14 protein-coding genes are annotated in these 15,215 nt (G+C 37.7%); all 14 read right to left on the reverse strand.

What is annotated here, in order from left to right; all coding sequences use genetic code 11:
- Positions 1–990 precede the first annotated feature (990 nt).
- A complete protein-coding gene (locus tag DXB52_RS09175; protein WP_118107050.1) occupies positions 991–1,848 on the reverse strand; it encodes a TrmH family RNA methyltransferase in 858 nt (285 codons plus the stop codon).
- A gap of 397 nt (positions 1,849–2,245) precedes the next feature.
- Positions 2,246–3,232 (reverse strand): LytR/AlgR family response regulator transcription factor, encoded by a 987-nt coding sequence (locus tag DXB52_RS09185; protein WP_118107052.1) that lies wholly within the window; start codon positions 3,230–3,232, stop codon positions 2,246–2,248.
- A gap of 240 nt (positions 3,233–3,472) precedes the next feature.
- Positions 3,473–3,688 carry a hypothetical protein gene (locus DXB52_RS17070; protein ID WP_472520060.1) on the reverse strand — a complete coding sequence of 72 codons (216 nt, stop codon included), beginning with the start codon at positions 3,686–3,688 and terminating at the stop codon, positions 3,473–3,475.
- 600 nt (positions 3,689–4,288) lie between these two features.
- Complete coding sequence (locus tag DXB52_RS09200; protein ID WP_055157075.1) at positions 4,289–5,920, reverse strand: glycoside hydrolase family 13 protein; 1,632 nt, start codon at positions 5,918–5,920, stop codon at positions 4,289–4,291.
- Positions 5,921–5,996: 76 nt separating this feature from the next.
- Positions 5,997–6,206, reverse strand: coding sequence for a helix-turn-helix transcriptional regulator (locus tag DXB52_RS17075; protein WP_472520065.1), 210 nt, complete (start codon positions 6,204–6,206; stop codon positions 5,997–5,999).
- Positions 6,155–6,847 carry a cupin domain-containing protein gene (locus DXB52_RS09205; RefSeq protein ID WP_472520061.1) on the reverse strand — a complete coding sequence of 231 codons (693 nt, stop codon included), beginning with the start codon at positions 6,845–6,847 and terminating at the stop codon, positions 6,155–6,157. Before DXB52_RS09205 ends, DXB52_RS17075 begins: the two co-directional genes overlap by 52 nt.
- An 8-nt stretch (positions 6,848–6,855) precedes the next feature.
- Positions 6,856–8,178 carry an MATE family efflux transporter gene (locus tag DXB52_RS09210; RefSeq protein WP_118107054.1) on the reverse strand — a complete coding sequence of 441 codons (1,323 nt, stop codon included), beginning with the start codon at positions 8,176–8,178 and terminating at the stop codon, positions 6,856–6,858.
- Positions 8,179–8,429: 251 nt separating this feature from the next.
- Entirely contained in the window at positions 8,430–9,623 is a 1,194-nt protein-coding gene (locus DXB52_RS09215; protein WP_118107056.1) for an ABC-2 family transporter permease, read from the reverse strand.
- Positions 9,616–10,500: an ABC transporter ATP-binding protein gene (locus tag DXB52_RS09220; protein WP_118107059.1), complete on the reverse strand. Its 885-nt coding sequence runs from the start codon at positions 10,498–10,500 to the stop codon at positions 9,616–9,618. Before DXB52_RS09220 ends, DXB52_RS09215 begins: the two co-directional genes overlap by 8 nt.
- The gene (locus tag DXB52_RS09225; protein ID WP_117541380.1) at positions 10,484–11,263 is read right to left on the reverse strand and encodes a hypothetical protein; all 780 of its coding nucleotides are present in this window, start codon (positions 11,261–11,263) and stop codon (positions 10,484–10,486) included. Before DXB52_RS09225 ends, DXB52_RS09220 begins: the two co-directional genes overlap by 17 nt.
- A complete protein-coding gene (locus DXB52_RS17080; protein WP_472520066.1) occupies positions 11,250–11,357 on the reverse strand; it encodes a hypothetical protein in 108 nt (35 codons plus the stop codon). Before DXB52_RS17080 ends, DXB52_RS09225 begins: the two co-directional genes overlap by 14 nt.
- Positions 11,358–11,368: 11 nt before the next feature.
- The gene (locus tag DXB52_RS09230) at positions 11,369–11,788 is read right to left on the reverse strand and encodes an RNA polymerase sigma factor (RefSeq protein WP_472520062.1); all 420 of its coding nucleotides are present in this window, start codon (positions 11,786–11,788) and stop codon (positions 11,369–11,371) included.
- Between the two features lie 141 nt (positions 11,789–11,929).
- On the reverse strand, positions 11,930–14,479 hold the full coding sequence (locus tag DXB52_RS09235) for an ABC transporter permease (RefSeq protein ID WP_118107061.1): 2,550 nt from the start codon (positions 14,477–14,479) through the stop codon (positions 11,930–11,932).
- A 14-nt stretch (positions 14,480–14,493) separates the two neighbouring features.
- A complete protein-coding gene (locus DXB52_RS09240) occupies positions 14,494–15,174 on the reverse strand; it encodes an ABC transporter ATP-binding protein (RefSeq protein ID WP_118107063.1) in 681 nt (226 codons plus the stop codon).
- Positions 15,175–15,215 lie beyond the last annotated feature (41 nt).

A 15,215-nucleotide genomic window follows, 5' to 3' on the forward strand; every position in this document is an offset into this window, starting at 1 on the left:
GCACGTACCTCTCTTATTCTCTCCTGACATAAAATTCTGCTGTAACACACTTTCATGTCTATTGCTCTGTTGATTTATTCTTGCCCATTATAACACTGTCGTTTACAGGTGACAAGACACTTGTTTTACAAAAACTTTACACCAGCAAGGTTTCTTTTGTGAAAAATGTAACATTTTATATGACATTGTTCTTTTTGTGGGGAAATGATGAAGGAATTTCCTCTATAAATTGCCAGGAAATAAAGATTTATCGTAGAAATCATTTTTCGGATATGCGGACGAAAACTGAAAATATTATTTTAGAAAGTCGCTTGTTAGAAGAATGGTACAGGAACGCCGACTCAGGGTTACGCATACTGTTCATACTAGAAAAAACAACAGACTGCTAAGAGCAAAGAAAGGATTGACAAACTCGCTGCCGCTCAGACAGCTGTCAATCCTTTCTTTAACGCAATCCATTGTTTTTCAAGTATGAGCAAGCATGCTCCACATTCGTCTTCGTCCCTGTACCATCCTTCTAACATGAAACTTCTCGAAGTTCATATTTTCTGTTTTCTGTTTACTGAAAAAGGATCGTCTTCTACGCTAAATTTTATTAAAGTAAACACGCTTAAGAGATGGGAATTATTCTATAGAACATCCGGTACGTCTGCTTCTCAAGTAGAGTTCTTCTTTCGAGAGAGTAGAAATCAGATGGCGCTGAAAACTTACCGATAGACATACATTGAGGGATTGATTCAGGTGACTGTTCTGTGTGCTTGGAAAGTCTTGAAAAACGGAAGGTTACGTTAAAGCAATGCGAGGCAACTGTCTGAAGCGGCAGCGAGTTTGCCGAGCATTGCTTTGTTTTTAGTAATCTTTCGTTTTTCTTAGTCTTTCCTGTATACAGAACCCAGAGCCTGCATCAATCCCTCAATGTCTGTTAGAAGAAACTTTATAAGCGCTATCTGATTTCGTCCGAACTTGAAAAAGAATTCCTACGATAAATCTTTATTTTCTCAACTGCCAAAACGCCACTGCGCTTGCTGCTGCCACATTCAGAGAATCCACACCATGTGACATTGGAATCTTCACAGTATAATCGCAAGCTTTAATTGTCTCCTGCATAAGTCCGTCCCCCTCTGTTCCAAGAATCACTGCCAGTTTTTCTTCGCTCATAAGTTGCGGATCGTCAATACTTACGGAATCATCTGTCAATGCAAGTGCTGCTGTCTTATACCCAAGTGCTTTCAAGTTCTCGATCGCCTGAACCGGCCAGATTTCTTTCCTGTCACATCTGCGTTCTTTATCATCCTGAATAAATGTCCATGGAATCTGAAACACCGTTCCCATACTCACTCTGGATGCTCTTCGATACAATGGATTGCTGCATCCTGAAGTCAGTAACACTGCATCCATATGCATTGCTGCTGCCGATCGAAAGATTGCTCCGACATTCGTTGGATTCATCACGTCTTCCAGAATGGCAATCCTGTTCTTTCCCTCGCAAAGTTTCCTGAAATCTTCCAGTGGTCGGCGTTTCAATGCACAAAGCATTCCTCTCGTCAGCTTAAATCCTGTCAATTGCGTAAGGACAGCAAACTCTGCTGTAAAAATGGAAGTGCCTGTATTCTCAAATCTTGCAAGAACTTCTTGCGTCTCTTCATTTTCTTCCATCTGTTTCTTTTCAACCAGAACAGATATTGGAATATATCCGGCATCCAACGCCCGTCCAATCACTTTCGGACTTTCTGCAATAAAAAGTCCATCTTCCAGACGGTCTTTATTCAGAAGCTGTGCTTCCGTATAACGTGCGTAGACGTCCAGTTCCGGTGCGTTAAAGTTGTTGATTTCTATAATATTTAACATATTCTCTCCTTAACCTGTAATAAACTGTATCTTCATATGAACTCTAAATTCTTGTAACGTAAAAAAGCACAATCTTTTTCAAGATCATGCTATGACATAAACACTTGGATGGGCGGCGTATCCATCATATCAGGTTCCCTAAGGAGCGCAGGGTGCCTTTCCTGCTTCTCAAATGATTATATAAAAAGAATACCAATGGATAAATCTTATTGTATATTATCCATTGGTTTCCGTCAAGCAATTTTATCCTTTGAGACTCTTTGTGAAACTCTTTGTTCCGCTCTTTAAATGATACCGTGATCCTTCGCCAATGCTTTAATACTGCGATCATAAGTTGCTTCTGCTTCTTTCGAAAAGAAACATCCCGGCACGCCTTCATTGTGATCACGATGATGAGCTACACAGGCACAACATTTCCCGTGACGCGGACAATCGTATGTACAGGGACAATTCCGTTTATTGTCACATTTAATCTCCATAGTTCACCTCTCCTTTTTCTCCTCTTCCGAAACCTTTCATACAGTTCACCATTTTTCCTATAAATGTCAACATCTATCTGAGAGTTTCTAATTAACATTAATACTAAAAGAAACACGCAGAAAAAGTGCTTTCTTTCGTGAAACAGCACTTTTTCTGCGTGAAATAATAAAATTTTATGCATGCGACATATATGTAAAATAACTATTTTTATTTCTCCATATCTACTTTGAGAAATTGGAATTCTCTTCCCATCTGTCAGCAACAACTCACGGGCTGTCAGCCGGCGGATAAAGTCCATATTAACAATATACGCTCTATGCGGCCGGACAAAGACCGAAAAATTCTTTAGTTCCTCCATCAATTCCGACAAAGTTGCTGATGCCTCTAACATAGAACCGTCTGACAAAGTACATACCTGATTATGATTAAAGCTCTCAACACACACCAATTCGCAAATTGATATACGGTGAATTCCCTCTTTTGACTTCAACAAAAGAGAGGGATTATTTTCTGGTGACAATCGATGAATACAGTCAAGTACCGCATCCTCAAAAGCGGATTGGTTCACGGGTTTTATCAAATATCCAGAAGCTTTTACGCTAAAAGCTTCCACGGCATATTCTTTAGAAACAGTCAGAAATAAAATTTCTGCTCTCTCTTTTCGCTCCCGAATCCGTCTGGCCAACGTTACACCTGTCATATGTGGCATAACGACATCCAATAAATACAGGTCAAACCCACCTGTTTTTTCTATATCATCCAATAAATCATATGGTGAGCTGTAAGCCTGTATCTGTACAGGCATTTCCGGGTGTTGTTCTGAAAATCTGACAGCCAGTTCCTGAACTCGACTGATATCTTTTTGGTTGTCATCACATATACCTATGTGCAGCACACCCCTCACCTCGCTTTTACCTATAATGTGTGTAACTGTTCAGAGCCAAGCAAAATTTCAAAAAAGGTATAAAATGCTTGCATTTTTTAGACTATTTTTGAAATTTTATTTGGCGGATACGCCACACCTCCGAAATGTGTAGCATTTTGGAGGTTGGCTCTGAACAGTTGCTAATATGTAAAAGCATATCATAAAAGGGCGAAATCCTCAACCATACGGCAACATGAGTTTTGCTCATTTTTGCTCACTTTAAATAATCGCCAGTAGAACCGTTCCTGCTGTAATCAACAAAACGCCTGCCGCTGCTAGTCCCGACAGGCAGATAAAACATAATTCTTTCTTCTCTATCGCCTTTATCTCTTTCTGTTTTCCGGTAACAAACACCATGAGCCACGCCATAAGCAGCACTACCGTGGTACGGATTGCCGTACCGAGATTGGAATCAATCCCTTCGATTCCAATCAACAATACGGATACTATTTTTGTCCCTGTAATCCCTTCACGAAGGAATATAAGTGCCAAAAGAATGGAAAGCACGATACTGGATTTATCAATGGGTACAACCTTATTGATATCATCTTTCTGAAGGACATGAAAATTAAAAACCTTTAACTAATCAAGAATAGCAAGCACTGCCTGTGTCATGACACAGGCGAAATCCCCCACACTTTCCTATCGTCTTTGCTACAATTTGCCTTGGGTAGTTACACCTAAAATTGAATTACACACGAAACAGACTGTTGTGAAAACCGAACATTTTACTACATGAGATGCCTCCAACGTCTCACTTAGTACCCAGGAAATGATTTTTCTGAAATATAGATCCATAATACTGGTAAGATATGCAAATCCGCCTTTATCACATATTTTAAAATGCTACTGTAAAATAAGTAATCGAGTAGGAGGGAGTGATTAGCTCCCGTCCTCTCACACCACCGTGCGTACCGTTCGGTACACGGCGGTTTCAATAGTTATTATCTTACACTTATAATAAGTTGAAATCCACATAATTTCACTATCACTTATGCTAGTAAGTGAATTTTGATGCCAAAAAAGAAACTCAATCTATTTGCCAGTAAATGCAATTATCACCGCCTCATAAGGACGCAATATATTTCCTTCTCTGTCATCCTCATAATTCCGGATCCAGACTTCCCCGGCTTTCCACTCATCAAGCAATGGGCAGCTAACTTCCTCATCCGTAAAGTTTGTACATACCAGCATCTTTGTATGCTCATCTGTTCTCGTATAGGCAAAAATTCTCTCATCTTCCGGCAGAAGAAGTTCAAATTTTCCATTCACGAATATTGGATTTTCTTTTCTTAAACGAATCAGCTTCTGATAATAGTAAAATACCGAATTTTCATCTTCCAGTGCCTCTTTGGCATTGATTCTGGTATAATTTGGATTCACGGCAAACCATGGTTCTCCTGTTGTGAATCCTCCGTTCTCATCCCCGCTCCACTGCATCGGAGTACGGGCATTATCACGGCTTCTTGCGTAGATAGACTGCATGATTTCTTCTGGCTGATATCCTTTTTCCAGACGCTCTTTGTACATATTCAATGTCTCAATATCTTCATATTCCTCAATGCTGTCAAACTGCACATTCGTCATTCCCAGCTCTTCTCCCTGGTAAATGTAAGGAGTTCCCTGCATTCCATGAAGCATTGTCGCCAGCATCGTTGCCGACTCTTTTCTGTATTTTCCGTCATTTCCCCAACGCGACACGATTCTAGGAAGATCGTGGTTATTCATGAACAGACTATTCCATCCTGTCTGATATAAAGTATTCTGCCACTTTGCAAGGCATTTTTTCAGCTTAACCAGATTCAATGGAATCGTATCCCATTTTTCTTTTCCTTCTTCCTGATCAAGCATAATGTGCTCAAACTGAAAAACCATAGAAAATTCACTACCATCCGGATTACTATATTTCTTTGCAATTTCCGGTGTTGCTCCCCAGGCTTCTCCAACAGTGATCATATCCCCCTTCTGAAATGTTTCTCTGCTTAGTTCACGCAGAAATTCATGCAGCTTTGGTCCATTATTTGTGATCTTAAGATCTGGCTCTTTTGCAATCTGATCGATTACATCCAGACGAAATCCACCTGCTCCTTTTTCCATCCACCAGAGAATCATATCATAGAGCTCTCTTCTCACTTTCGAATTCTCCCAGTTCAGATCTGGCTGTTTCACTGAAAACTGATGAAAATAATACTGTCCCAGTTCTGGAACCCACTCCCATGCCGGTCCTCCGAACACAGAATTCATATCATTTGGATAAATACCTTCTTCTCCGTCACGCCACACATAATAATCATGATACGGATTGTCTTTGCTTTTCTTTGCCTCCAAAAACCATCTGTGTTCATCTGAAGTATGATTCAGCACAAGATCCATCATAATTCGGATTCCGCGTTTCTTTGCCTCCGCAAATAACTGTTCCATATCTTCCATTGTTCCGAACATCGGCTCAATATCCTGATAATCTGAAATATCGTATCCATTGTCATCCTGTGGCGAACGGTACACCGGTGAGAGCCAGATTGCATCTATTCCAAGTTTTTTCAAATAATCCAATCTGCTGATAATTCCTGGAATATCACCGATTCCATCTCCATCCGAATCTTGAAAGCTTTTCGGATAAATCTGATATACAACTGCATTTTTCCACCATTTATTCTTATTTCCCATACTTATTCTCGATATCTCTCCGGCAGATTTTCTGATTCTACCGGGATATCCTCTCCTTTCTAACCATATACCCGGCTTATTTTTTTCTATATTTTAACGGAGAAACTCCATATGTTTTTTTGAAGCTTCTGATAAAATAGCTTACATTCTGATATCCACTCTGCATTGCAATCTCTGTAACAGGAATATCCGTATCTTGTAACAGCTGTTTTGCATGCTCTAACCTTAAATGTGTTATATATTGCGAAAGGGTAATATGAAAATGTTCCTTAAAATATCGCGATATATATTTTCCGAAAGATGAAACTGCTCACTAAATTCTTTTAATGATATCTTTTCCATAAAATTCTGCTGTATATATGAAATCATTTCTTTTTCTATCGTATTTCTCCCGCTTTTATCATTTTCAATTACAAAGCCCTTCTCCCACATTTCAAGAATAAACTGTAAAAGAATTATTTTTGTCTTTATCTGAGCAGTTATTTCGGACTCAATTTTCTTATTTTTTGCCACATATATTTCAACCAACTGCTCACATAGTTCTTTTGCTGTATCTTTTACTCTTGGACTTATCATCAGATGACCATTTTTTAACGGCTCCAATAATTTATCATCCAACATGTCATTTATGCAAAAAGATATGTATTTTAACGGAAAAAGGAACGTAAAATAATCCACTGTATCAGTCTGTGAACCCATAAAATGCAGATTACCCGGCGACACTACAAAAGCATCCCCGGGGGTTCCAATATAATTTTCTCCTGATATACTAACAGTCAAAAAACCGCTTTTTACATATATAATTTCCAGTTCATCATGCCAATGAACCGGTATCTGAAATGATCGTCCTTCATTTTTTATATGATATATACTAAACGGATCATCCTTTGTACCATGTGGTTTATTTTCCTTTAATTCAAAGTACATACTCTCTCCTATACTTCTACAAGACCTTTACTCTTCCATTTTCCACTCTTCCATCTAAGTACCATTCCCACTGCTCTCGCACATTCGTCACCTGCCATAGCAATATATGCTCCTACAGCCAGAAGTCCCATATGTATTCCGAGAAAATAGGTTCCGCCAACTGCAAACAAATACATAAATATCGCACCTAATATAACCGGAAAAAATGCGTCTCCGCTCGTTTTTAACGCCTGCCCATATACAAGGTTTGTTACCCTTCCAAGTTCAAGAAATATATCTACTATTAACAACTTTACCACAAGATTTATCATCTGTATATCATCAGTAAATATATGCACTATAAAATGCCCGGCAAATGCAAAGGTCACGGAAAAGCATGTCGCTGTGATGATACCATATATCGCAGCTTTTCTCGTCCCCCTGTTACATTCCTCAAACTCTTTTGCTCCAATTCTCCAGCCGGTCATAATTGCATTTGCCTGAGCAAGGGCAGCTCCCACGCAATACGAGAAATTTGCAATCTGTATCGCATATGAACGCGCTGTAACATTCATTCCATCCGCATCCATCTGATTCATAAAACGCACTATAAATGTCATTGCGATGTTGTAAAGTGCTGTTTCAAGCGCAGAAGGAAAACCAATCTTAACAATCTGTGCAAATATCTTTCTTGATGTAATTCGCTCAGGACTCTGCTTTGCTTTTATAAGTACAGCCCCCATGCCGGCTACAATAATAAGATTTACAACTCTCGAAATAACCGTGGCAACAGCAACTCCCATCACACCCCAGTTGAATGCAAATAAAAATACTGAATTAAGTATTATATTGAGAACATTTCCAACAACAGTTCCTATCAAAGAATGTTTTGTATATCCAAACACTCTCAAATAACTGGAGAAAATAGGAATCAGTGCATTTAAAAAACATGTGCCGCCAACAATTCTAAGATATATTTCAGCCGGCTCAAGCAAAGCCTGAGCAATACTTACGATTCTAAGTATCCCACCAGAAAAAGTAGCAAGAACGACAGACATTACGATACCTATCAATGCGTTGAATATAAGTCCAAGTTGCCTTGCCTGATATGCTATCCCCGGTCTTCCAGCTCCGATATTTTGTGACATAACGGCTATCATACCCGATGATATTACTCCAAACATAATAATAAAAACGCCTATATATGTATTGGCTGTTCCCACTGCTCCTACAGCCTGGTCACTTACAGATGATAGCATAAGCGTATCGACCATACCGGAAAGCATGTAAAATAAAGTTTCTAAGCATATTGGCACAGATAGCTGTGTTAATGTTTTTCTTTTAGCTTCCATGTTTTTCTCCTCACATACAATTCAAGACTACCCTATCAATAATACGATATATTTCTATGTGATTCTTGTATAATATCATGTGAAAATTGCACTATTTCTACTTTAGCTTGAAGAGTACTCGGGGGAAGCTATACCATTCCGATGACTGTCTGGATTATGCCAAAGTACAGGAAATTCAGAAGTTATATCCACAGATTGGATTTTCCATTGGAAAAACTCTATCCGGTCTTTTAACAAAATAAATACAATTTTTACCTATTTCCATATCTGCGAAAACTTTTATAAATAAAAGGCAGTAAGGCTATTGCCATCACGGTATACATTACCATTACAAGCGGAATTTGTCGAAATACACAATTCCCAATCTGATAAATAAGTGGGACTTTTACACTTGCCTGTACATTTGTCAAAATTGTTGGTATCAAATTGAAAAGCGTTGTATACCCAGAAAGTGCCCGTCCTATAAATGGCAATAAGCAATATAAAAAGAACGGAATGCAAACAGCGACACTAATTGTATGCATTTTAGCCGCTACTAACATAGACACTGAAGCCGCCAGCATACTGGCTATAAATCCACATACAACTGTCAACAAATAGTATTGTCCATATGACATAATGTAAATACTATATGCCTGATACATTTGATAGGGTGTATTCATACCACTGGTTCCCATAATTCCAAAACAAATCACACTAAGTAATATAATTCCCATACAATAAATCATAACTGTCGTAACTATTCCTGCCAGTATTTTTGTTTTAACAGCTTTTGTACGTCCATACTTTGTAGAGAAAAATACTGCATCTGCTTTTGTCTGAAAATCATCTGCAAATATTCCAGCACAAATAAAACCAACTATGATTGCCAGAATAATAGAATACGTTTCTACATACATAATCATAGTATCCCATGAACTATAAGATTCGTATTCTACTGGTAATTTTATTTCATTATATTTCTTTTCCAAGTATTTTTTCTGAACAGCAGTCTTTCCATATTCTTCTGCCATCTTTTTCATATTTTTATGATAAGTGTCATAGAACTCTTGCACATTTTCTTCTGTAATTTGATTCAGAACACTTTCATCATATTCTGCATCCGGTGTTAATACCGATATTATAAACCCCCTAATATCATCTATCGGTTGCAATGTCGTTCCGTAAATTGCATTTTCTTCCTCTGAGGATTGGGCCATCGCATTTTTATTTTGTTCTATAACTTTTCCAAGTTCATCTTCTGTCAATGTACCTTTCCATGCTCGTCTGTTATCTGTAAGTTTTCTTGTTGCCATAATTCCAGTACTAGCATTTCCATTCTCATCCACATAGCGATTACTTGTAACTGCAAATCCGCTAAAAATGACAGCAAGTATCAATGCCAATCCGATTGCAAACACATTAATTTTCTTTGAAAAAATTCGTTTTAATTCTAATTTAAGCATCTTGTTTTTCCTCCGATTTTTCTCCAAAATAAAATAGAAATGCATCTTCCAGATTTTTTTCTACAGCCACAGCATCTTCTGTTGGCTTTTCTATTGAAATAATTCTAAGCTCTGCTCCTTTTTTTGTTGTTTTTATATTTCCAATCAAATATTCATTCATATATTTGTCTATCATATTTCTCGAAACATTACATTGCCATACCTTTTCTTTCATAGAAGATACTAAATCTTCCGCAGTACCTGCATAAAAAAGTTCTCCATCTTTCATTAACATAATGTTATTCGCAATGTACTCAATATCCGATACAATATGTGTAGACAAGAGCACCAAACGTTCTTCCGACAATTCACTAATTAAATTACGAAAACGTATTCTTTCATTCGGGTCTAATCCAGCGGTAGGTTCGTCCAGGACAAGAATTTGCGGATCGTTTAACATCGCCTGTGCTATTCCTACACGTCTAACCATTCCTCCAGACAAATTCTTCATTTTTCTTTTACTAAATTTTTCCATTCCTACTTGATTTAATAATTGCTTCACTTTTTTTCTGGCAAACGGCATTTTTAACCCTTTTATAGAAGAAATGTACATCATATAATCATATACGGTCAAATCTGGATAATATCCAAAATCCTGTGGTAAATATCCCAGAACTTCTCGGTATTCACCTCCTAGTTTCCATATATCTTTACCATTCCATAATATTTGTCCTGCTGATGGTTGAACAATCGTACAAAGCATACGCATTAATGTGGTCTTTCCTGCTCCATTTACTCCAAGCAGTCCATAAATTCCTTTTTTCATAACACAATTCACTTTATTGACAGCATTTACTTCTCCGTATTGTTTTGTTACATTTTTAATTTCTAATTTCATACATGTATTCCTCCAAAATTTTTTCATCAAATACCAATGACTTCTGAACACAAAAAATAAAATATACAAAAGTCAATATCAGCATAGCCACCCATACCGGAGTTACAATTTTCTGATAAATAACATCATTTGCAACAATCATCATCCATAAACCAACCCATACCAGACAGGAAAGCACTGCTATATATTCTGATTTTTCCCATCTGCTGTACAATACACGAAAACATATACAACATGAAACATTTACTGGAAGCAAAAAATTAACCACCAAATCACTTAACGAGAGTATTGTTGTTTGATATGTAATTGCCAAAAACACCATAACGATCACCAGATCCACTACTCCAAACATTAACATTCTTGCTGTACAAATCTGACGCAGTGTGTAATAAGACGCCTGCTCAATTTCAATCGCACCATTTCTTCTGTTTTTCCAAATTTCCGGGACAATCAGAACCACAAATATTGTGGCAGATATTCCCATAATCCTCATCATATCTTTTATGTCTGACGTATAATTACTCAACCATATCCATAGACACATAAGAATACAACCTTGTAAAATCCACCATCTTTTTTTTATGAATTTTGTCTGCTCATACAAAAATTCAAAATAAGATGTTCTATGTGATTGTTTCGATAAAACCGACTCTGCCAAAATATTTTGACATGCTTTTACTGTTCTGTTTTCTGCTTCAATCCTTACATATTTTTCTTCAATCTCCTCTTTATATTCCTTTATTTGTTGCTTATATTTCATCATAGTTTTTCACCTCCAACTCTTTCATTAAAAGTTCTTTTGCTCTTCCAATTCGATATTTTACAAGAGAAAGTTTGATATGAAGTAATTCTGCAATTTCTCTTTGTTTTAATTCTTGAAAAAAATATAAACTGCCGTTTCTCTAATTTCTTCCGGTAACTTTCTCACTGCCTGTTCAATAGTTAATCGGACTCCTAGCTCTTCTACATGATTTTTACCACTGTCCTCTGATTTTAGCAGTTCCTCTGATGGAATATCTTTTTTCTTTTTGTAATAATTTTTAACGGTATTTCCGGCAATTGTATAAAGATAATTCTTAACTTTTCCATATTCTTTATATCTATATAAATTAGAAAAGAAACATGTAAATACTTCTTGGGTCAAATCCTCTGCCTCATAGGAATCATAGGTATGTAGCAAACAATATTGATATATACTTGAGTAATATTTTTTGACCAGTTTTTCACACGCATCTTCATCTCCTGCTCTTGCTAGATGTACTAACAAAGAATCTGTTTTGTATTCCATTCGCAAATTTGCTCCCTCTGTTTTCTAAATAATATAACAATCCTACTATTAAAAAAGTTAGGATTCTTTTGTTTTTATTTATATTTTTCTAAAAAGGCGCATGGATTCATCAAATCCATACGCCTAATTTACATATTGTTATTATTCTTTCCGAATCCTTTCAACAATGCTTTCCCGACTCATCTTTTCAAACTGATACTTTGGTATCACATACGCAATCCCAACCAAAATTGGAATCATAAGCACACACGGTACTATCGTAAGATGCATCCGGAAGAAAAATGCCGTACCAAGTGTATTTGCTAAAATCTTCTCTGCCCCAAACACAACTAATAATACTGCAATCACAAATGCACCTCCCAAATATAGGAATCCCTCAGCCACTAGCATTTTCGATACCTGTTTTTTCGTCATTCCCACAACTTCCAAAAGTGCCAGTTCTTTTTTTCTGCTAATTACAGAGGTTGCTGTTGTATTAAAGAAATTCATAATGCCAATAAAAGCTAAAATAATGACAAGAAAACTACCGATCATATAATATTTGCTGACATACCGCTGAAAACTCTCTTTCATATCCAATACAGAAAACACATTGATCATATCATTTTCTTTCAAAATATTTTTATCAATGTATTCTTTTATCTGCTTGTCCTCGCCCTTCTTTGCATCAATGGCAGCATACATGGCTGATTCATTTCCTGTCTGGGTGATATACTCCTCTTCGGGAACCAATACCGTGATATAGATACAGTCCGCATACGGATAATCCAATGCATATGGCATCAGTGCTTCTCCGATGACTTCATAATCTTTTTGGTTTCCATTTTTGTAATCCATCTGAAAACTATCCCCAGTCTGATAATAAGAAACCGGATGCTCTGCATATTTATCACCATAATCTACAAGCACATAATTTCCGCTTTTAAATGTATCCCAAGAGCATTTTTCCCCTCTCCATTCTAATTTGTCAAACACTGACTCGCTGATTCCGAGAAAATGAACACTTACTGTATTGGAAGCCTTTGCATCTTTCCAAACCTGTTCTTCATAATCGGTCCAGTTTTTTTCATATTTATCTGCGAATGCTTCCCATGTTTTCAGAAGTTCCGGCTCCATCTTGTGGGTTTCCTCAGAATAATACACATATCCTGTCTTAGCACTATCAGGACATTCGTCCAGAATCTCTTTGATTTCAGGTGTAATACCGTTGAAATTCGTATTTGACAAACTTCCCGTCATCTGATCCAGTTGAAAATCGGAAGCTAAACGCACTTTTCGGTAAGAATCAAAATCATATCCCTGCACCAGCATCACGATACAGTTGACAACCACCATAGAAAGGGCGATAGAAAGCATAACAATCAATCCCTTTTTCCAATTTCGTAACACATTTTGAACTGCCATCCCCCACCAGGTTACAGAAGTATTCTTTTTTATTTTCCTATGTGCCTGTTCTCCTTCTGCCAAACGCAGAGCTTCCACAGGCGAAACTCTTTCCACCATTTTACAAGCCTGCAGACTGGAGAGATACACCGTTAAAAGCGTTAAAAGCGCTGCTGCAAGAAAAATCAGAGGATTTGCTGATACTACTGCCTGAGCAGTCTGTCCTGCCTGCGCACTAATTTCAGCATCTGCTGTCAAGGACGGAGCCATGCAAAGACCTGCAAGATAACCACAAAGCAATCCGATTGGAATACCAATAGCTGATAATCTCCACGCCTGCATACGTACAATTTTCTTCAACTGCTTTCCCGTTGTCCCCACATTCTTTAACAATCCGTAAGCCCGGATATCCGTTTTCACAGAAATGTTAAAAATATTATAAATAATCAGGTATCCAGCTAATATGACAAATAGAATCATTATAATTAAAGAAGAAAATGAAAAAGAATCCTCTTCAAAGAGATTATATGCCGGATTGACTTCCATTCCTGTCCCAGCTTTCGTAAATCCCGCTGCTTTGGATATCTTTTCCGTTTTCTTTTCCAGATTCCAAAGGTTCTTGTACCAGACAGAATACTCTTTCCCTCCATTGTAGATGCCATTTTCTAACTCTTTCTGCGTAACGGGATAACGATTCTCCTTTGCATAGGCTTCGGATACCCAGACCATCTGACCTAAAACAGCTTTATCCCCCTGCCAGAATCCACATATCTGAAACGTATCTGTCTTATATTGTTTCAGCATGGGATTTACTTCCCAGGTCAGCGTTACTTCTTCCCCAATCTTTGGTGTAACACCCAGAGATTCCAATATCGTGCTGCTAAGTGCTACTTCATTTTCTTTCTCCGGCAGTCTTCCTGTAGTTGGCAGACAATTAAAACTTTCTGCCATATTTTCATCTGCATATCGGACCTCTACGGAAAATCCAAACCGTTCGTCCATTCCAGCTCCCAGAAAAATACCGGAACCATATCGTTCCACATCTTCATCCTGTTCTATTGTTTTTTGCAATCTCTCCGCATCTTCTTCTGACAAATTCTGCGCAATAGCATGGGATGAATCCATAAATTGCTTAATTTCCGTTGCTCTTTTGGAAAGTATCATGGATACACTCCCCACAAAGATACTTGTGAATAAAAGGGAAGTCAGCATGATTGCAATAACAGCAATAACATTCCTGGCGCGATTCATTTTCATAAAACGCCTCGTTAATAATCGTAACGTCTCTTTATTCTCTACTTTTACCATAAAATCGCCCCCTGCTATACCAGACCACTGTCTGAAACAATTTTTCCATCTTCTATCTGTAAAATCCGGTCTGCCATCTGGGCAATCTCTTCATTATGGGTAATCATAACGATGGTTTGGTGAAAACGCTTACTTGTTACTTTCAGAAGCCCTAATACGTCCTGACTTGTTTTTGAATCCAAATTTCCGGTCGGTTCGTCAGCGAGCAAAATAGCAGGTTTTGCAGCTAAAGCCCTTGCAATTGCCACTCTCTGCTGCTGTCCACCGGATAGAGCACTTGGCAGATTTTCCAATTTTGTCCGAATACCAAGTGTATCAATGATTTCGTCTACATATTTCTTTTCAATCTTTTTTCCATCCAGCTTCACAGGAAGAATAATATTTTCCCATACATTCAGCATCGGAACTAAGTTATACTGTTGAAATACGAAACCAATATTCCTGCGTCGGAAAACGGTAAGCTCTTCATCTGTCATATGGCTTAAGTTCTGTCCATCCACAATTACCTGCCCAGATGTTGGATTATCTAATCCTCCAATGATATGAAGCATCGTAGACTTTCCGCTCCCAGAAGTTCCAACAATCGCTACAAACTCCCCCTTTTCCACTTCTAAATTTACACCATCAAGGGCTTTGACTTCTGTTTCTCCTTGTCCATATATTTTTTGTAAATCTACCGCTTTTAATATATTCATGCCATCCTCCCATCAAAAAAGCCTGTATTGCTCTTTACAAT

It is taken from the genome of Ruminococcus sp. OM04-4AA (assembly GCF_003462585.1).
Lineage (GTDB): Bacteria > Bacillota > Clostridia > Lachnospirales > Lachnospiraceae > Mediterraneibacter > Mediterraneibacter faecis.